The organism is Celeribacter sp. (assembly GCF_048259695.1).
In the GTDB taxonomy this organism is placed as follows: domain Bacteria; phylum Pseudomonadota; class Alphaproteobacteria; order Rhodobacterales; family Rhodobacteraceae; genus Celeribacter.
Genome location: NZ_JBLXHL010000016.1, coordinates 1 through 19,426 on the forward strand (window position 1 = coordinate 1; position 19,426 = coordinate 19,426).

Consider the following 19,426-nt stretch of genomic DNA (forward strand, 5'->3'; position numbering starts at 1 on the left):
GGTCATCACCCGGACGTGCGGTTTGCCGGTGCGGGCGGTGACCTTCCAGTCGATGGCGCGGATGTCATCGCCGGGCAGGTAGTCGCGCAGTTCCTCGAAGTTGAGCCCACGGCCGCGCAAGCGCGACGCGTGGCGGCCGTTGAGCACCGATTGCCCGGGCCGGCGCGGCAGGAAGCTGAGACCGCGCGCCGGACCCTCGAGGCCGCGCAGATAAGCGAGATCGGTGTGAACGCGCGGATCCTCCGTGACCTGCGCGGGTTTGCGGAGGGTGTCGGTGCGGATACGGGCGGCGCGGTCCTTCATCTTGCCTCCTTCAGGGCAGCGCCACCTACCGGACGATCTCGGCCACCACGGCATCGGGGCTGACGCCCTCGCCCTGCGCCTCGTAGCTGAGGCCGAGGCGGTGGCGCAGCACGTCGGGCACCACGGCACGGATATCCTCGGGGTCGACATAATCGCGCCCCGCCAGCCAGGCGTGGGTGCGGCCGCATTTGTCGAGCGCGAGCGAGGCGCGCGGGCTCGCCCCCACCTCGATCCAGCGCTTGAGGTCATCGCCGAACTCCGCCGGAACGCGGGTGGCATTGACCAGATCGGCGATGTAGCGCTCCATCTCCGGCGCGACGCGCAGCGCGGCAATCTCGCGGCGGGCGGCGAACACCGCTTCCTGCGGGATAGGAACATGGGTCTCGGAGCCAGCCTTGCCGCTGCCCTCCTGCGCGGCGATCTCCTCGGCGCGCACGAGGCGGATCACCTCGACCTCATCCTCGACCGGCGGATAGGTGATGTTCACATGCATCAGGAACCGGTCCATCTGCGCCTCGGGCAGTGGATAGGTGCCCTCCTGCTCGATGGGGTTCTGCGTCGCCATGACCATGAACAGCGGCTCCATCTTGTGGGTGGTGCCCGCCACGGTCACCTGCCGCTCTTCCATCGCCTCCAGGAGCGCCGCCTGCACCTTGGCGGGCGCGCGGTTGATCTCGTCCGCCAGCACGAGGTTGGCAAAGATCGGCCCGGCCTCGAACCGGAACTCGCCGCCGCCCTCGCCCTGGAAATAGACCTCGGTGCCGGTGACGTCCGAGGGCAGCAGGTCGGGGGTGAACTGGATGCGGCTGAAGTCGCATTCGAGGTTGCGCGCCAGCGCCTTGATGGCGCGGGTCTTGGCCAGACCCGGAAGCCCCTCGACCAGCAGGTTGCCATTGGCGAGAAGCCCGATCAGCAACCGCTCGATCACCTCGCGCTGGCCGATGATCGCCTCGCCCATGCGGGCGCGCAGGGCCTCGATCTGCGCCCGCGTGCCGCTTTCAGCCATGCCTTCCATGATCCCGATTCCTTTCAAGTCTTCCAAGAAAACGAAGAACCCAAGCTGCGTTTTGGATCTCACCCAAGGCCCACAGTGCATATGCCTTCAACCACATGGATCGGGTAGCTCCTCTGGAGCGGTCTCCCTAGGACTTCCGTGCTGAGACCCACTGCTGCGGAAGTCCGTCAACATCGACGAGCTAGCCTCAGCGTGCCAAGTGCGTTGTCGATCCGAGCACCCGATACGTACATTCTCGCGCACTCAATTCAGGACGTTTTCCACATAGCTCCGCTTCTCGCCATCGCTTTCAGTGCTGTAGATAGTGCCGCGGACTTGGCCGATGTGCTTCTGCAAGAGCGTAGCGGCGTCGATTCCCGGCCGAAGTGTCATCAGCTGCTGCGCCTCTGCCGGCATCCAGCCGAGGTGTCGGCGCACCGCGCAGGATGCCGCCGCCATAGGCACCGATCTCGCCCCAACCGAGGTTGTCGGTGAGCATGAGCACGACATTCGGCTTTGTCTTTGCCTCGGCCTGCGCGAATGCAGAGCCTGCGATGCAGACTCCCGCCACGGCCAGCAGCGTGGCGCCTGCGATCACTCCCCGGGCCATACCTTGCTCCAATCCTGTGCCATGTCGACGATCAGCCAGCCGCGGTCTTCGCCCTCATCGAGGCCGCGGGCAAGCTGGCCGACGTGGCTGTCGCGGTCATAGGCAAACTCGCGATCCGCGTCAGTGTGATGGACCAGCATCCCGAACCGCGCACCGTCGCCCGCCGTGGTGTATTCGAGCATCTGGAAGTCGCCGTCCGAGTTGCCCGCCGCGAAGATCGGGCGCTGGCCGATGTGGCGCATGATCCCAACCGGCTTGCCCTCTTTGTCGTCAAGGAACGTGATGCCGCCGTTCTTCGTCAGGGTCGGCACGCCGCCATCGGCCGCGTAGGTGGTGTCGCCCTCGGTGCCGACGACCTGCCAGGGCGGGATGCCATAGGTGTCCTCGGCAAAGGCGCGGATGAAGTCGATGCCGCCGCCCGAAACGATGTAGGTCGCAAAACCCTCGTCGCGCAGGTAGCTCAGAAGCTCGAGCATGGGTTGGTAGATCATCTCGCCATAGGGCATGCCCGTCGAGGGATGAGTGGCGCTCTCCAGCCAGGCGCCGGCGCTGGACTGGAAGTCTTCGACGCTGACCCCGGAATGCGAGCCGTTGACCACCTCGAGAAGTCCCCCCATGCCGCCCGCAAGAATGCCTTCGAGGTTGCCCTCTGCGCCTGCCTTCAAGGCATCTGAGGTCAGGATCGAAGGGTCGCTCGCGGCCTTCTCCCTCAGCACGTCGATGGCGTAGAGAAGCTGGAAGTAGACCGGCTGCTCGGCCCAGAGGCAGCCGTCGTTGTCGAAGGTGGCAATGCGGTCGGCCTGTGGAACGAAGTCTTCGGAGGACGGGTCGGTGACCGTCTCCACAAACTCGATGATCGCCGCCTTTGCCTCGGTGTCATTCCAGGATGGCAGCGGGTCGGCGTGCGCAGCAACGGCCAAAAGCGTCAGGCAGGTAGAAGCTGTGAGCAGGCGCATGGGAAACGACCTTTCGCAAAAATTCGAGGTGGTGGACTTGGGGCCGGCCCTGCGCTCATTGCACAGGGCCGGCCTTCTCAATCGTCACAAGCCAGCGGTCATTGCGTGCCGCCCGCTTGCGAGAGCTTTTCCATAACCTTGTCGAGGCTGAAGGAGGCCGCTTCCTGACGCGGCGGGTATTCCTGGAAGGTTTCAAGGAAGTTCGCCACATAGGATTGCGCCGGCACCAGCATGTAGGCGCGGTCGAGCATCCAATCGTAGTATGTGTTCGAGGTCCGGTAGCCACGCTCGTAGGGATCGCGGCGCAGGTTGAAGATCAGCGGTGTCCGCAGCGGCGTCAGCGGCTCGATCCAGGCGCGGAACGTGCTCCAAGCCTTTTGCTCCAGGAAGGTGATCTTCCAATCGGCATAGCGCAGAGCCATCAGATCGCCATCATCGGAGAAATAGAAGATTTCCTTGCGCGGGCTCTCCTCGGTTTCACCGGTCAGCAATGGCAGGATGTTGTAGCCATCAAGGTGCACCTTGTAGTCACGGCCCTCGCCCACTTCGGCAACAGTGATTCCGTCGAGCAGGTCTTCCTTGATCGTCTCGTTCCCGGCGGCGGCCAGGAAGGTCGGCAGCCAGTCCATGTGGTGGACGATCTCGTTGACGACCTCGTCCTCGGGAATATGACCCGGCCAGCGCACCATTGCGGGCACACGCCAGGCGCCTTCCCAGTTGGTGTTCTTCTCACCCCAGAAAGGCGTCATCCCGGCATCCGGCCAGGTGTTCATGTGCGGGCCGTTGTCGGTGGAGTAGAAGACGATGGTGTTGTCGGCGATACCAAGCTCGTCCAGCTTGTCGAGGAACACGCCGATATCAGCATCATGCTCGAGCATGCCGGCCGTGTATTCGTCGACCGGTTTGCCGACGGTCTCGTTGGCCAGTGCCCGGTTCTCTTCACTGACGTGCGTGCGGAAGTGCATCCGGGTGCCGCTCCACCACACGAACCAAGGCGTGCCCTGCTCGTTGGCGCGCTCGATGAAGTCGATCGCCGCAGCGGTGGTCTCGTCATCCACGGTTTCCATGCGCGTCTTCGTGAGCGGTCCAGTGTCCTCGATTTCACCGTCAGCGTAGGAATGAATAACCCCACGGGGGCCGAAGGCTTCCCGGAAAGTCTGTCCGTCGCCGATCATCATGTCGGCCGGGTAGTCCTCGTTTTCGGGCTCTTCCTCGGCGTTGAGGTGGTAGAGGTTGCCGAAGAACTCGTCGAAGCCGTGGTTGGTCGGCAGGTGCTCGTCGCGGTCGCCGAGGTGGTTCTTGCCGAACTGACCGGTGGCGTACCCCTCTGCCTTGAGCAGGCCCGCGATGGTTGGATCTTCGACCTGCATGCCCTCCTGTGCGCCGGGCAGACCCACTTTGGACAGGCCGGTGCGGAACACCGACTGGCCCATGATGAAGGAGGAACGGCCGGCGGTGCAGGATTGCTCACCGTAGTAGTCGGTGAAGATCATGCCCTCTTTGGCGATCCGGTCGATGTTGGGCGTCTCGTAGCCCATCAACCCCCGTGTGTAGGCAGAGATGTTGGACTGGCCGACGTCATCGCCCCAGATGACCAGAATGTTCGGCTTCCCAGCGGAGTTCGACGAAGTCTCAGGCTCGGTCGGCTGCGATTCCTGGGCAACGACCTGACCGCTCGATATCCCAAAGGAAATCACGGCCATCAAAAGTAAGCGTACTTGAAGTCTCGGTGACATAAGTGTCTCCCTTTCATCGAAATACTTCTGGCGCCGCCTGTCGCTTGAAAACGAGCAAGATAAAGGTCCTGGCAAAGACGGTGCCATGTGGGGAGCTTCGCTTCCCTAGCGTAACCTGGATAGTTGGACCAAGTACCTACTCCGCGCTTTCGTTCTTCACCTCAACCTGAGAGCAACGCCGCGAGATCGGCACGAGAAATCGGTTTGTGGATATAAGATTTTGCCCCCGCCGCGAGGCAGGCCTCCCGAGCCCCCGTGATGTCGCGGCCCGTCATCACGACAATGCGGAGTTGAGGCGCGCGGAGAAGGAGTTCCCTGATCAGCTCCGCGCCCGCGATGCCTGGAAGGTGCAGGTCGAGCAGCAGAAGCGCCGGGGCCTGATCAATTTCGCTTGCCAGCACTGACTCACCGTCTCCGAAGACTGCGACATGAAACCCGAAGGACCGCACTGCGCGCGAAAGCGCCCGACTCACGGCGGCATCATCTTCGACAATCAGAGCGGTTGCGGCATGAGTATCCATGGCGTGAGTCTACGAGACTCATGATCAGCCTTACTAGTTGGCCTCAAGGCTTACATCAGGATAGATCGATGCGTTTTGTAACACTGACTCGAACGAGCTCCGCAACGCTGCGCACACCCATTTTTTTCATGACCCGCGCCCTGTGCACTTTGACAGTTTTCTCCGCTAGGCCAAGATCATGCGCGATCTGCTTGTTCAGATCTCCAGCAACGACTGCTTCCATCACTTCAGCCTCGCGCCGGGTGAGGTTTTGCAGCCGCTCTTCGTAGCGCGCCGCCTCGCGCGTGGAAGATTCGCTCTCGGCAACACGTTTTTTGGCGGCGGCAATAACCGTAAGGAGTTGTTGCGGCTTTACAGGCTTCGTGAGAAAATCAAACGCGCCTTCCTTCATCGCCGCCACGCTCATTCCGATATCGCCACGCCCGGTGAGGAAGATCACTGGCAGGCTCGGAGAGAGCGCCGAAATTTTCTGCTTCAATTCAAAGCCATTCATTTTTGGCAGGTACATGTCGAGTATCGCGCAGGCAGGAGTCTGTGGCGAAAGTTCTATCAATAGCTCCTCGCCGCTCGAATGCGCTCGGACGTCGAGACCCGTGCTTTTCAGCAAGCGACTGAGCGCACGGCGTACGCTGTCATCATCATCCACGATGTGAACGCGAAACGTCTCTTGCAGTTCTCGGGTCATGGCGCAGGCAAGGCCAGCTCAACACAAGCCCCCTCCTTCGTGCTTCGGGTGAAGCGCAACTCGCCGCCATGCGCCTCTGCGATGTTCTGGCTGATTGAAAGTCCCAGTCCCATCCCTTGTGACTTTGATGTCGCGAATGGCTTGAAAGGGTCATCGGTCAGCGCGTCAGGCAAACCCGGTCCATTGTCGGACACCGTCAGCAAGCGCCGGTTATTCGTGTCCAGGCCTGTGGTGATGATCATCTTCCGCGTCTGTTGATCCGCCATCGCGTCGGCTGCGTTGAGAACGAGATTAAGGAGCACCTGCTGCAACTGTTGAACGTCAGCCTCCACGATGAGCATTTCGCGCGACAAGCGCAACTGCACGTCCACTCCACGAGCGACCATTTCGTTCGAGATGAGCCGCATGGTCGAGCGCGCGACATCGTTCAGATCCGCGCGTTCCAACCCACCACTACCATTGGCCATGAGACGCCGGAGATTGACTATGATATCTGCTGCGCGCCTGTCATCCTCCGCAATATCTCGCAGCACCTCGCCGACCTCGATCAGATCGGGCTGCCCTTGCGCAAGGAGCGCTGCGCCTGCCTCGGCGTTCGCGAGTATGGATGTAAGGGGTTGGTTCAGTTCATGGGCGATGGCGCCGGAGAGTTCCCCAAGCTGGGCGATACGAGACAGCCTGGCCATCTCAATTCTGCGCTGTATGAGCTCCTCGCTGCTCCTCCGGCGACGGCGCTCCAAGACGATCAGAGCTGCGATGGTGCTCGACTGAAGCAGAATGATCGCAATGGCCGCAAGGATTTGTGGTCCAAAGCGCTCCCACACGCTCGGATCGTAAAAGAGAAGCTGACTACCCGCCGGCCGCCTCTCAGGGTCCAGATCAAAGCGCTTGAGCTCTCGCCAGTCCAGAACAGCCGACACCGGCACCAGAACACTCGACTCTGCCGCGGAGGGATCGTCCAAAATCTTCAATGCCTGTTCCGCAATCGCAGCGCCAGTGGCTTCGAAGGTTGAGAAGCTGCCCCCTGCGACCCCGCGACCGATGTTGGAACTATAGACACCGTAAGTGGGCGCCCCCGACACTTCAGAGATGGCCGCCAAGGCATCTGCGGGCACGAACCTTCGGCCGCCTGCATCCTCGAAGATGGTCAACACCAAGAGAATGTCCGAAGGACGAAGAGCGGCCGCGTGGGCCTTGAACTCCTCTAGCGTCAGACCCGAGACCATTTCAACGCTTGGCTGCGAGACATCCGACAGTTCCTCGACAGCAAGTGACCGCCATCTCTCATCGAAATCGGCGGATCCAGTGAAGACCACAGCGCGCGTCGCCTCAGGTTGCATCCGACGTGCCAGTTCAAATGTCCCGCGCAAATCAAATGTTGAAATGACGCCAGACAGTCCTTCGATTTGGGAAAACTGTTTCAAAGTTGCATCTTGAACACCTCCAAACACAAGAGGAGCGCTAGGAGCTATTGAGCGCCTTAATTCTATACCCAAGGGAAGTGCTTCGGGGCCCACCGTTACAATGACGTCGAAGCTTTGATCTCGATACTTTGCAACCATGGATTCAAGAAAAATCCGCTCGTCGGCGTTTGTTGGAAACCTCTGCGCGTCCCGGTACTCTCCATATATCTCGTATCTTGGCTGCCTTTCGGCAGACGAAAAACCCGACGCAAATCCTGTCTCAACCGCAACGTTTGCGGCGAGCGTGCTCGATCCGGAGTAGATGGCTAGAATTCTCAGCTGTTTCGTCGAGGGCTCCTCTTGCGCCAAGACTAGAGAACAAGTCACCGATACAACCAGAATAAAAAACGCGCCAGCCTGAGAGCACCGCGACGCAAGAGCCTTAAATTTTCGTCCGAGTTTGCGCAGTCTCTTTTCCCCCGCGCGACAGTTGCAAACCAAAAATACGAAAAATGCACACACGGCGAACCAGAAATTCTCGCCTTATCACTAACTTACACTGATCACCGCCAGCATGATGGTTTCCGTTGGCGGGTCAAGCCCCCGCAACCCAAACGTTTCACTTGCACGAAACTTGATGCGGCCCCACCATTGCCGAACTTTCCGCATCGAGGTCCCATGCTTTCCGGCTTTTCCGAAGGCGCCGCGCAAACTTATCTTGCACGGGGTCTCACCACCAAGTTGATAATAGAAGCAGCGGCACAAGAGCCTTCCCCAGACTTTGTTCTGGAGGCGTTCTCGAAGAAAACCGGACGAAACCTGATCGCGCTCGGCAGAGTGGCGGCGCGGCTCCGGCGACACCCAGGGTGCATCTATGCCACAGCAGAAGAACACGAGAAGAGATTGTTTCTCAGCCTCGTTGTTCGATGTGCGAGTCGTGACTCTCGGCTGAAGTATGTCGGCGCAACAGATGGCTTCGAGCAGGACTTGATACGCTACATCCACAGGACGGTGGAAATATCAAACGGGCAGGCGACAGATTCTATCCTCGTATTGACCCGACATTCTATCCAGAGATGGATCGAGCGTCGGGGTGCAGGCGATCCACGCGTGGAATTACTGCGCAAGATTGATCACTCGGTCCTCCTGGCGCTCACAAGCTGCGACATCTTCACACAAGCGCTCCACATTTCTCGCTACGAACTGCGTGACAGAAAAGGTCAATCTGCGAGGTTTGGCGTCCCGGATCGCAACGGTGGAATCTGGGTAGCCGCGCTCTCCGGTTTTTCTCAAAAATACACCTCGGGACAGAAGAAAGGTCAAGTGCAGCACGGCGCTTTGGTGTCATTCTTGACCTACTTGGGCGCGAGCCAATTGAGCGATGAGCAGGGGACCTATAGGGATCACGCGCTGAAATTCGGCCTTTTATCAGCTGCGCGCAATTACCCTAATCATTTTCTTCCGAAAGACGAGAGGTAATATCGTAACTGAACATTCGCGATAGCGCGAAGATCACTTTTCCAGAAGTCATCGACCCCGAGAGATCGTAACCAGCAAGCTTCGTTACATGACTGCGCTTTGTTGTTGACCGGCGGCGTCCTCGAAAATGATCTCGACACTGGGCGGAAGCGCGCCACCGGGTGCATTGAGCTGGGCAACTGTAATGCCATCGACCTCCAGCCCGCCTGTTGTGGCGGCGTAGTCGACGCGGTCCGCAACATCTTCCGCGGCGCCCAAACGCACCAGGATCGACAGATCGATCGTGTCTTCGCCCGTTGTGTAGTCTGTGATTACGTCGGCGACTGTCAGGTCGCCGAGCGAGAACACGTCTGCTCCCGTACCTCCGGTGAGTGTATCTGCTCCGAGCCCACCGGACAGGGTGTCTGCGAAGGAGGACCCGACAACGACATCCTTGCCCGTTCCGCCATCCACGGTGAATCCGGTCGGCGCCCCGCTCAGATCGATCAGGTCGTCACCGCCCAAAAGGGTGAAGCCTTCGATGTCGGTATAGGGGCGCGCCAAGTCCACGCTCACTGCGTCATCGCCGTTCGTCCCCTTGGCAATGTCAGCTCCCCCGCTCTGCCCTGTGACCTCCGACAGGATATCGCGACCGTCCGTATCCGAGCTGCCTGTGGCGACCATTTGCAGTGTATCGATGTTGAGCACCGCGCTGGCTGACGCAGAGGCGCTGGGTGTGCCGTCATCCACGATGTCGAAGCGCAACACCGGAGTGCCGGCATATCCGGCCGGGACACCGACCTCGATATCGCCCTCAGCGTTCAGCGACAGGCTGACATCCGGATCATCACTTGTAGGGTTGGAGAGTGCGAAACCGTCACCCTCTGCGTCCGAGGTTCCCGTCAGAAGGTCCGAGGCCGCAATCGTGTAGCCTGTCTGGCCGAAAAGATCGAAGCTCTGCTCGGGCCCCGGAACCGGTGCCGAGTTCAGTTCGACCTCGAAGCTTTGTGGCACGGACGATCCGTGGTTTGTGGAGACCGTGATCAGCCCGTCAAGCGCCGTCGCAGTGCCTGCAGGCAAAGTTACGGAAAGCGCTGCGACCATCGCCGCGAACGTCGCTGCATCTGTGGTGCCGCGCGTATACGTCAGCGTATCGCGCGCAGCATTGAAGGTGCCCGCAGAGGCGCTCACGCCTGCAGGCAAGATGCGCCCGAAGGCCACGACAACTTCTTCAAGCGTCTCCCATGTGTTTGATATCGGGTCTGGGAGGATCTCAGTCTCGATACCAAATTCAACGACGATCGCTGCACCGGTTTCGGCAATCGGGATGCTATTCTGAGCAGTAACCGCTAGGTCCAGCTCCCCATTCACCGTTATCTCGAAACTGCCCGCCTCGCTGCCACCTTCATTGGTCGTGACCGAGATCGTGCCGGTGATCGGCGTCCCATTGCTGGCGAAATTGGCGGGGAAGCTGATTTCGAGCGTCTGGAACTCCGCAAGGCTCCCTTCGAATGCAAGTATGCCGCCGGTCGCAGATGCCATGCGCGCGCCGCTCGTCCAGCTTGTTCCGTCGGGGACGCCGTTGAGCGTGTAAGTGACACTGTTAACTTCTTCCGAGCCATCCAGATCCGTGACCTCGATGGTGACGTCGTTGGTCGGGGCATAGACAAGTGCAGCATCGGTTTCCTGAAGTTGCACCGAAGGGGTCTCGACAGTCACTTGAAGGTCGGGCGTAGGCGCGATCGTCAATTCGAGCTGAAGCGGCTCGGACTCCTCGGTGTCGAGGTAGATTGCGCCTGCGTCCGTAGAGTCGATGCTCACAGCGACCACGGAAAGGGAAACATCGCCCCCGAAATCTGCCGGAGGCACATAGGTGACGATCCCGTCAGGTAGAAGGACCACCCCCGGCCCGCCAGCGCCGGCGGCAGGAATGGTCACTACGCCGTCTTCAGGCTCCAGCGCGACGCCATCGAGCCGGATTTCGCCAAGTGGGGTGCCGCTCTCATCCACCGGCAAGGTGATCTGGAATTCCATTTGCTCGTGCGGGTCTGGGGTCGTGCCACCAAGCGTGATGCGGTAACTCTGCCCGTCGTCCTCGACACCGGTTTCAGGGGAGATCTGCCCATCTAGCCCAGGAATATCCGCATCAGGGCGGACCCGGACGAGAAAGTCTCTGCTCGCCGAATTGGTATCCGCATTCGACAGCTCCAGCGTCTGGATCGTCACCGTCACCGGAAATTCACTCGGCAGCCCATTGATGTCATCCGGTGTTCTTGCGTGCTCCGGATCCAAGGAAAGGAAGACACTGGAATATGCGGTCTGCGAGATGGTGTAGGTACCGTCACCATTATCGATGAACCCGCTTCCAGTAGGACCGGTCACCGTCAGGCCTGGCGCATTGCTGAGATCAAGGACGATCGATGTTGTTTCCGACCCGTCCTGGTCGGGGGTCGCCGGTTGCACGACGTCAAAGCCGAGAAACGGAATATCCTCGATGATCGTCAGCACCGGCACCGCCTGATTGACGTCGATGTAGGGCAAGCCGCTATCTGGGTCGGTCAGCGTATCATCGTAGTTAAAGACCGGCACATCAGCGACCGCATTGACAAAGACGGTTCGGTTTATGGCATTGGTCTTGGTGGATCCGTTGATGTCCTCGGTGGTTGCGGCGACCCGGATCTGCATGCTGTCGCCGCCAAAATTCTCTGTTGCCGTCAGGAAGAGCCCGTCCAGATCCTCCGGTGCGACGTAAAACACGCCGCCCGAAGCGTCGACCTCCGTGCCATCCTCAAGGAACAGACGCGCGCCTTCGGTCCCGCCGCCGATCAGGCGAACCTGAACATCACCGACAAGTCGCTCGCCACCGTCTATCTCTTTGATTTCGACGCCGAGTTCATAAGTGGTGTCTTCGTCGAACGCCGCGGCGCCTGTCAGGGTGATGTCGGGACCATCCGCGATGGGGGTGATATTGATGTCGAAAGCGCCCGTCGTCGACTGGGTCGTTCGGCAGTTCACGTTGATCAACTCGGTCGAGAATGTCAGCTGATCGAGGCTGTCGTAGGGATCGTCAGCGCCCAGCGTGTCGTCGGGATCAAACGGGTTCTCCGGACTCGATTGGTGTCCCGGGGGCGTGAACAAGATGCTCCCTGCGGTCATCGTCGGGTCACCTGGATCAACGCCCAGCTTGCCGAGGTCGACCACCCATTTCCCCGATGCCGGGTCGATAAAGACAGCGCCGGAAGGATCGCTGCTGAGCGTAGCTCCTGGGGGCAAGTCGATGGCCAACGTGAAGCTGCCAACCACGCCGTTCGGCAGGTTCACCAGATCATTGATGCTGTCGTAAAAGCCAGGCACGGCCTCCATTTTTATCTGGAACGCAATTTCGGTGTCTTCATCCCCGCTGCCTACCAAAGACAGGGTCGGGGTTGGCAGCTTCTGATTGTCCCCACACGGCAGGTCTTCACCGCCCGAGACCGGCAGGACGACAATGGTGAAATCGGTGGTGACGACAGCGCCGCCCGGAAGACTGTCCAGATATGTGAGGTTCGCATTCGCGTCTGGCCCCGGCAATGTGCCGATCTCCTGATCGTCCTCCAGCACGATCGCATGCAGTTGCATCTCGTGGTAAGTCACCTGGGTCACCGAGCCGGAGACAAACTCGAGATCGGCAAGCCGATCGCCTGGAACCAGATAAGTCTCGCCCGTCTCATCTACCGGCGTCCCGCCGACAAACAGTGTGCCGGGCTGCACGCCGGTGATGAAATAGTAGATCGTCTCGGAGCCGTCATAGTTGCCCGACGCGTCGGTGATCTCGGTCATCTGCCCGGCAAGCGGCGTCGCGGCATCAAATTCGCTGCCAGCCGATACATTGCCATAGCCGTTACGCACCGCTGCCTCGGAAAGGGTCTGCTCGAGCCTGAACACCGAGTTTGCGTAGCCCGCGTATCCGTAGATCAGCTCATAGCGGTAGCCGTCACCTGCCTTATAGCTCTCGTCCACTTCTGCTTCGGCAATCGTGGGGTTCGAGGGATCGGCAGGGTCGGACATCTGCACTTCGACGATCGGCACGTCGGCGATACCCTGAACGCTGATGGTGACCGTGCCTGTCGCTTGAAGCGTCTCGGTCGGCTCGATGGTTTCATAGTAGACAATGGTCACGTCGAACTGCAGCGTCTCGTTGCTGTCCTGCCCCGGCAGAACCCAGAGGTTCTGCGCCTCCGCCGGTGTCAGCAGCAAGTGACCGGCTGTCGGAGAAAGTTCGATGCCCCCCGCTGCGGGATCTCCATCGAAGAATCTCGGTGCCCGGCCGAAGGCGTCGACCGGGATGTTCTCGAGCCGAACGACATTGTAGATCGCCTCGGGAGAGCCGGGCGAGTTGCTCGAATTGTCGATGATGTTCCCGTCGATGACCACCTGCACAGCAGTGTCTTCGCGCGTCTCGGCAACTTCAGATGGATCGCCGCCATCCGCCACCGGCTCAACTCGGATCGAAACCGAAGAGTTCGTAACTCGGGTAGCGCCATCGTCTTCTGTCGTCACCACATCCACGGATGCTGCGACATCCCCCGCGAAATGGGTGGGAATGCCGCGTATCTCGACGTCGGACCACTGTATCACACCGGTGTCGTAATTGGCCTCGAGGCTCCAAGTATTGAAGCCGGGCGGGCTGTTGAGCGCGGTAATGAGAGCAGGAACCTTCGGACCTGTGGGGTTCTCGGTGTCGGGAACATAAACCGTCATGGAGCTTGGCACATTCCGCAGAACAAGTGCGGTGATCTGCTCTGAGCCGTCCTGATCACCGAGTTCGGGCACGATAGCGAAGGCAAACACCCCGCCCGCGTCGTCGATCTCCTGCTCGTTGCCGACGATGGGAAACGAGATGATCGCAAAGTTGTTCACCGGATCGACATCCACATCGAGCGTGACATCAGCGCCCTGGGAGTCTTCGGTGGCTGTGTTCGTGTCGCGTGAAGTCAACTCAATTTCCAGGTCTTCCCCGAAGAAGGCTCCTGTCGCCGAGTATGGGTCGCCATCACTCCGATCCACATCATAATCTTCATAAAGGGAGGGCAACAGTTCAAGCGAGGCTTCGAATTCGGTAACGTCCGGCACGAAATTGACAGTCAACGTCCCTGTAACGTCGTCGTAGATCGCAGTTTCAACCTTGGCCCACTCGCCATCGCCGAGAGGTGAGGTGCCATCAGTTCCGAAGAACGCTCCGCGATCCACGACGCCGCCACCTCCGACATGATCCGCAATCCAATCGGTCGGGATGTTGTGGATGAGCAGCGTTTCAAGCTCCTCAGAGCCGTCGGTGTCTGGAGTCGCGGCTTCGACCGCGACAAAGAGCTGGACCTGCCCGTCAGCGGGGTTGCTTTCGCCCGCGGGGCTGGACCCATCGTCAGTGCTTTCAAGCAAGGTCAGGATGTCGGCAACGGTGACCGATCCGCCGTCGGCGCTGCCAGAAATCATCTGAGCCGATCCGGTGCCGACCTCGCCAGCGCGAAGAACGAAAGCCGCCGCGTTGAGCACCGCCTCCGCAACCGGAGCGACGGTCTGGGTGATACTGAATTGCTGCTGCGCGGCGTTGTCTCCGAGGTCGTATTCCTGACCCGAGAGGTTGAGCTCAGCCCACTCCAACGTCCCGTCAAGGCTCATCACCCCGCTGAAGTGCTGAGGGAACGTGACTGACAGCCCCGCGAGGGCCTCAGTGAACTGCACGGTCGTAACACCAGCCGCGGGCAGAATGGTAACCGTCGCGGTTGTGTCCGAAAGAGGCATCAGCGAGATATCAAGATACCCTGCGAAGGTCGGATCGGAAAAGGCCACGCCGAGGTCTCGAGAAACGTCGAAATCATCCGAGGCCGTCGCGACCGAAAGATCGAATGAGAGCGACGTGAAGGCTTCGGAGCCATCGGTGTCGGTGAGGCCGATACCGGTCAAATTCAGCGAGACGATCCGCTCCCCCGCGGTGTTCTCCTGGGCCGAACTGTCGCCGGCTGCATTGGTGATCGGGTCGACGACCGCATCGACATCGACATCGACCACGCCCGAGGCACTGGCGGTGTCGGTCGTCAGCCCGCTGGCCACATCCCGGGCGGTGACCGTCACGACAAGATCAGCGCCGAGTGCCGGCAAGCCGTCCACGTCGGTGTCGTCATTCGCCAAGGGCGCAACGAGGATCGCGCCTTCAAAACTGGTCGTCCCAGGGGCCAGTGATAGGGTCAGCGTCGTGCCGGAGAGATTTGCCGAGGTGATGCTGGTCGTGTCGCCGCTGAGCAGGTTCAAGGGAATGTCGCCACTCGGCAGCCAGCCCGCGGGAATGTTCTCGACGACAATCTGGGTGAGGTCTTCCGACCCATCCGTATCCGGCGTCGAGGCCGCAATGCGCAGCGAAAACTGGGTGTCTTCCTTGACGACATATGCCCCGCTTGCATCCTGCGTCACCTCCGGTGAGGCGAGGTCGACGGAGAGATCGATCACGGGTTCCGCGACCGGCTCGATGTTGACGGCGAAAGTCTCGGTGGTGGCGCCGCCTTCATTCGTCTGCACCGATACGGTGACCTCGATGATCCCGGAAAAATGCGGAGGAAGTCCGGTGAGCGTGAGCGCCTGAAGCTGCGCGGAGGTCAAGCCCGGGATCTGGTCATTGGGTCCGGCCAGTGCAAAGTTGGTGCTGCCGTCGCTGATCACTGTGCCGTCTGCCGGAAGACCCGAGAAGCTGACGTCGATCTGCTGCAGGGTTTCCGAGCCATCAATGTCGGTGATCTCCACATCGAGACCGAGGGCGATGCTCTGCCCCTGCCCCACCGGGGGCATCCCTACGTAGTCTTCCTGCTGGGTTATGTCCGCAGCCTCAATCACCACATCGGCCTCTGGCGCAACCGTGATCGCGATAGGCTCGCTCTGTAGACCTCCTTCGTCCGTACTAAAGGTCACGTTGCCGGTGATGGGGCCGTTCGTTCCCTGCCCCGCCCCCCGGCTCTCGGTCGAAAAGTCATCGGGCAGGCGCAAGATGACCGCGCGATATTCCTCGATCGTCGCAAAGGTTCCGCTGTATCCACTGCCCGCGAGGGCGGTGAAGCTCAGGCCTCCATCCGTAGAGATCAGCGTGCCATCCGGCAGGTTCGAGAGCGTGAGAACAATGCTGTCGACCACTTCCGAGCCGTCGATGTCGCTTACAGACGCGTCCCAGGCGTCGCTCAGCAGAACATCGCGTGGGGCCTGAGAGGACGCGTCTTCGTCCCGATCCCCGGGAACGTCGTTCTCGGTCTGGACGATCGCGCCATTGCCAGTGAGCACAAGGTCCTCTTCGGCGGCGACCGTGACATCCAGCCTGCCAAGCGCAAAGCCAGACTCGTCGGTGCTTGCGCCGATCAGCGCGAAAAACTCCGTCGGCGGGTTCTCCGTAGAGAAATCCTGCGGCAATTCTATGACGAGATCGGCGTATTGCTCCAAGGCTGTCTGGCCCGCATCGCCTATCAGCACCAGCGTGTCGGAGCTTGCAACAGTGAAACTTGTCACGCCATCGAGCGAGATGCGCATGCCTTCTGGAAGGGTGTTGAAGACGACGGTTATGCGCGTGACGCTCTCCGAGCCATCCACGTCGGTTGCCACTGGCACGACTTCGTCCGCCGGGCGAAAGGTGACCGCTCCATCGATCTCCGCAAGTGCGATTGTCCCGTTCGGGACCTCGACATCTCCCTCAGCTTCGACAGTGATCGGCACGACCACCGCATCCTCGGACGTGGGCTCAACGCCAAAGGTCGCGACAGGCGACGTCGCAGGGTTCTCTGTCGAGTAGTCCCGAGGGAAGACCATGACGAGGTCTTCGGCCTCGGCGACCGTAAGGGGTGCAGCTGGTGTCCACGTAAATGTGCCATCAGGGGCAAGCACGCCGACCGGGGCTCCGCCCCGCAGAAGCTGGAAGTTGCTCGCGGGATCAGCCCCATCGTATGGCAGGCCGGTGATCGTGACGGAGGTGATCCCGGTCACCGCAGGATTGCCACCATCGGCACTGTCGATATCCAGACTGTCGCCAATCCGGATCTGCAGGATATCGTCCGTCTCGCGGGATATGATCACCCCGCCGATAACATCAGGGGTTGGTGTGATCTCGACGGTTTGCCGCGCAATTTCTGTCCCCTCGGGCGTCTGCACAAAGACGACGGTCCCGAAACTGCCGTTGTAGTTGCCCGGCAGAGACACTGACAGGGCGTTGACCTCCGCTACTGTCCCCGACCAGAGGTTCGTTGCTGGATCAAAGACACCGCCATTGAACGTGCTGCCATCCGGCAGCCCAAGGAACAGCACCCGAACTGTCGGTGCAAATGCGCTGTTCGGATCATCCGTTTCCGATCCGTCTGCGTCATTGATCGAAAGAGCGATCTGGAGATCGACGATCACCCCATCGGAGGCATCGGGCAGGCCCTCATCCTCTTCGGCAGTGATCCCCCCCGGTACAACCAGATCGATATCTTCCTGGGCGGAGACGTGGAGAACACGCTCCACCTGTGCCCAGCCGTCGCCGGGATCGGCATCGGGACCTGCGGCAGCGCCGGCAGCGATATCCTCGTCGGTCTGCGCAGAGAGCCGGAATGTCAGGGGAAGGCTTGCATCCGGTGGCACCGCGCCGATGTCAATGCGGTTCTCGGTTGAGAAATCCTCGGGAAGCACGAAGGAAATGGTCGCATAGGCCGCCGCGATGTCCGTGACCGGTCCTTCTTCCAGCGTAATCGTCATGGTGACTGCGCCGTCCCTGGCCCTCGCGAAGGTGACAACCGCACCTGCATCGACCGAAAGCTGCAGATAGCTTGGGTCGATCGGATCGACGAGCGGAGCGCCGGCCGCATCCGTAGCTGGCAGGCCCTCGACGACGAGAACTAGCGTCTGGAGCGCCTCGGACCCATCTGCATCAGTCGCAACAGGGGCAAGCAGATCGGCAGGCCGGATGGGTGTGGCATCGTCTTCGAGACGATCGGCAAAAGACATGCTGCTGTCGATCCCGACGTCCCCTTCCGGCGAAATCGTGAGCGTGACATTCTCGGTCTGCCCAAGACTGTCCTCACTCGAGGCAACGCTCAAAGTGCCAGCGATCGCACCACCAGGCAGCGGGCTCTGGGTCGAGAAATCCGCCGGGAAACCGAGTGTAAGAGCAGCATACTGCGCGTATGTGCCCTGAAAGGTGAACTCTCCTCCGGCAATCTCATCGTAGGACACCGTACCGCCGAGCGGCGTTGCGATCTGCATGTCCGCAGGAAGATCCGACAAGGTAAGCGTGACGGTATCGATGACCTCGCTGCCGTCTGCATCAGAAATGCTCGCCTGCCACGCGTCGGCCGGGCGCAAGATAACCGCGGCATCGGTTTCCGCGCCAACCAGCTCCGTCACGTTAAGATCGATGTCGCCAGTTGGGGTCACGGTGATCGAGAGCCCGGCTTCGACGCTCCCTTCGGGGCTGACTGCCCGAACGGTGGCAGTGATCGGCGCGCCCGCGTCTGTCGAAAAGTCTCCCGGAAGCAGCAGGCTGACCGCTTCAGCCTCAGCCATGCTCCCGCTCCATACGCCGATTGATGGATCGTAACTGCCCTGCGTGAAGCTCGCTCCCGAGGGCAGCCCCTCAAAGTGGATCTCGACGGTCGTGCTGTCCTCAGACCCATCCAGATCGGACGCTGCGACACTGATCCCGAGATCGATTGTCACCCCGCCGCCATCGGCACCGTCTCCATCTTCCAGCACGGTAATCGCGCTCTCCGCGACGCTTAGATCCACGTCGAGCTCATATCCAATCTCGATGGTTCGCTGACGGGTCATCTCGCCATCGCCCAGCATATCCGTCCCGGGATCCTGGTCCTCGTCGGTGCGTGCCGACAGCCGGAACGTCAGCGGCAGGGATGTCGCACCACCGGCGCTGGCAAAGTCGCTCCTGTTGGCCGTGGAGAAATCTTGGGGGAGCGTGAAACTGATCTGATTGTAGGCAGCCGCTACGTCCCCGACACTGGCCGCATCGAGCGTGAGCGTCATGGTGACCGTGCCATCTCCGGCAAGCGCGAACTCCGCTACGCCACCGCCATCGTTCAGCAAAAGATAAGAGCCATCAACCGGAGGAAGCGGATCGAGTGGAGCGCCGCTCTGGTCCGTCGCCGGCAGCCCCTCGATGGTCAGGACAAGCTGCTCCAGTGATTCCGATCCGTCGACATCTGTTGCAAAGGCTTCAATGACATCGCCGGCGCGGATGAGAGTCACCCCATCCGTCTCGACAGGTGCCACGAAGGGCTTGGTGTTGTCGATCCGCACATCCCCTTCCGGCGTCAGCGTCAGGCTGAGGGGGGGGCCGGCGGTGGCAGCGCCTTCAGTCGATACCGCCGAGAGCGTGCCGGTGATGGGACCTTCTGTGCCCTGCCCCGGTCCCCGGCTCTCGGTGGAAAAATCTGCCGGAAAGACGAACAGGAGTTCCGAGTACTGCGCTGCCGTGCCCGTGAAGACCAATGACCCGCCGGAAGCCACATCGTAGGTAGTCGTGTCGGCCGGCACGTTCAGCACCGTCACGCCCGGTGGCATGTCATCCAGCGTCAGAGTGACGGTCTGAAGCTCTTCGCGTGGAAGGTTCGTGTCGAAGTCGCTGATCTCGACTTGCCAGACGTCCGAAGGGCTCAGGCGCACCGGCCGGTCGGTCTCGGAGAGCGCCGCGTCTTCGGTGCCGAAATCGGTGTCCGGGGCCGGCGTGATCTCGGTGGCCTGGCAGGACCGCGCCCGACCTG

Annotated in this window: 10 protein-coding genes; 1 reads left to right on the forward strand and 9 read right to left on the reverse strand. The window is 60.8% G+C overall.

The features are described 5' to 3' along the window. The 8 genes from ACN0Q0_RS15750 to ACN0Q0_RS15785 all read right to left on the reverse strand — a co-directional run. The coding region (locus ACN0Q0_RS15750) for a DUF58 domain-containing protein (RefSeq protein WP_417244281.1) at positions 1 to 303 on the reverse strand (303 nt) is incomplete at its 3' end. A 25-nt stretch (positions 304 to 328) separates the two neighbouring features. Then, complete coding sequence (locus ACN0Q0_RS15755) at positions 329 to 1,318, reverse strand: AAA family ATPase (protein WP_417244282.1); 990 nt, start codon at positions 1,316 to 1,318, stop codon at positions 329 to 331. 289 nt (positions 1,319 to 1,607) lie between these two features. Continuing rightward, the gene (locus ACN0Q0_RS15760; RefSeq protein WP_417244283.1) at positions 1,608 to 1,907 is read right to left on the reverse strand and encodes a hypothetical protein; all 300 of its coding nucleotides are present in this window, start codon (positions 1,905 to 1,907) and stop codon (positions 1,608 to 1,610) included. Continuing rightward, positions 1,892 to 2,863: an HAD family hydrolase gene (locus ACN0Q0_RS15765; RefSeq protein ID WP_417244284.1), complete on the reverse strand. Its 972-nt coding sequence runs from the start codon at positions 2,861 to 2,863 to the stop codon at positions 1,892 to 1,894. Before ACN0Q0_RS15765 ends, ACN0Q0_RS15760 begins: the two co-directional genes overlap by 16 nt. 98 nt (positions 2,864 to 2,961) lie before the next feature. Continuing rightward, on the reverse strand, positions 2,962 to 4,599 hold the full coding sequence (locus ACN0Q0_RS15770; protein ID WP_417244285.1) for an arylsulfatase: 1,638 nt from the start codon (positions 4,597 to 4,599) through the stop codon (positions 2,962 to 2,964). Between the two features lie 161 nt (positions 4,600 to 4,760). After that, positions 4,761 to 5,120 (reverse strand): response regulator, encoded by a 360-nt coding sequence (locus ACN0Q0_RS15775; protein WP_343504923.1) that lies wholly within the window; start codon positions 5,118 to 5,120, stop codon positions 4,761 to 4,763. Positions 5,121 to 5,175: 55 nt separating this feature from the next. Further along, the gene (locus ACN0Q0_RS15780; protein WP_343504922.1) at positions 5,176 to 5,805 is read right to left on the reverse strand and encodes a response regulator transcription factor; all 630 of its coding nucleotides are present in this window, start codon (positions 5,803 to 5,805) and stop codon (positions 5,176 to 5,178) included. Beyond that, positions 5,802 to 7,229, reverse strand: a complete 1,428-nt coding sequence (locus ACN0Q0_RS15785; RefSeq protein WP_343504921.1) for an ATP-binding protein — start codon at positions 7,227 to 7,229, stop codon at positions 5,802 to 5,804. Before ACN0Q0_RS15785 ends, ACN0Q0_RS15780 begins: the two co-directional genes overlap by 4 nt. 657 nt (positions 7,230 to 7,886) lie before the next feature. Here ACN0Q0_RS15785 and ACN0Q0_RS15790 point away from each other — a divergent pair. Then, positions 7,887 to 8,687, forward strand: coding sequence for a hypothetical protein (locus tag ACN0Q0_RS15790; RefSeq protein ID WP_343504920.1), 801 nt, complete (start codon positions 7,887 to 7,889; stop codon positions 8,685 to 8,687). An 84-nt stretch (positions 8,688 to 8,771) separates the two neighbouring features. Here the strand turns inward: ACN0Q0_RS15790 and ACN0Q0_RS15795 are convergent, their stop codons facing one another. Continuing rightward, positions 8,772 to 19,328: a hypothetical protein gene (locus ACN0Q0_RS15795; protein WP_417244286.1), complete on the reverse strand. Its 10,557-nt coding sequence runs from the start codon at positions 19,326 to 19,328 to the stop codon at positions 8,772 to 8,774. Positions 19,329 to 19,426 lie beyond the last annotated feature (98 nt).

Coding starts and splice junctions, on each gene's coding strand:
- ACN0Q0_RS15755 (WP_417244282.1), bottom strand. CDS start 1,318: ATGGAAGGCATGGCTGAAAGCGGCACGCGGGCGCAGATCGAGGCCCTG.
- ACN0Q0_RS15760 (WP_417244283.1), bottom strand. CDS start 1,907: ATGGCCCGGGGAGTGATCGCAGGCGCCACGCTGCTGGCCGTGGCGGGA.
- ACN0Q0_RS15765 (WP_417244284.1), bottom strand. CDS start 2,863: ATGCGCCTGCTCACAGCTTCTACCTGCCTGACGCTTTTGGCCGTTGCT.
- ACN0Q0_RS15770 (WP_417244285.1), bottom strand. CDS start 4,599: ATGTCACCGAGACTTCAAGTACGCTTACTTTTGATGGCCGTGATTTCC.
- ACN0Q0_RS15775 (WP_343504923.1), bottom strand. CDS start 5,120: ATGGATACTCATGCCGCAACCGCTCTGATTGTCGAAGATGATGCCGCC.
- ACN0Q0_RS15780 (WP_343504922.1), bottom strand. CDS start 5,805: ATGACCCGAGAACTGCAAGAGACGTTTCGCGTTCACATCGTGGATGAT.
- ACN0Q0_RS15790 (WP_343504920.1), top strand. CDS start 7,887: ATGCTTTCCGGCTTTTCCGAAGGCGCCGCGCAAACTTATCTTGCACGG.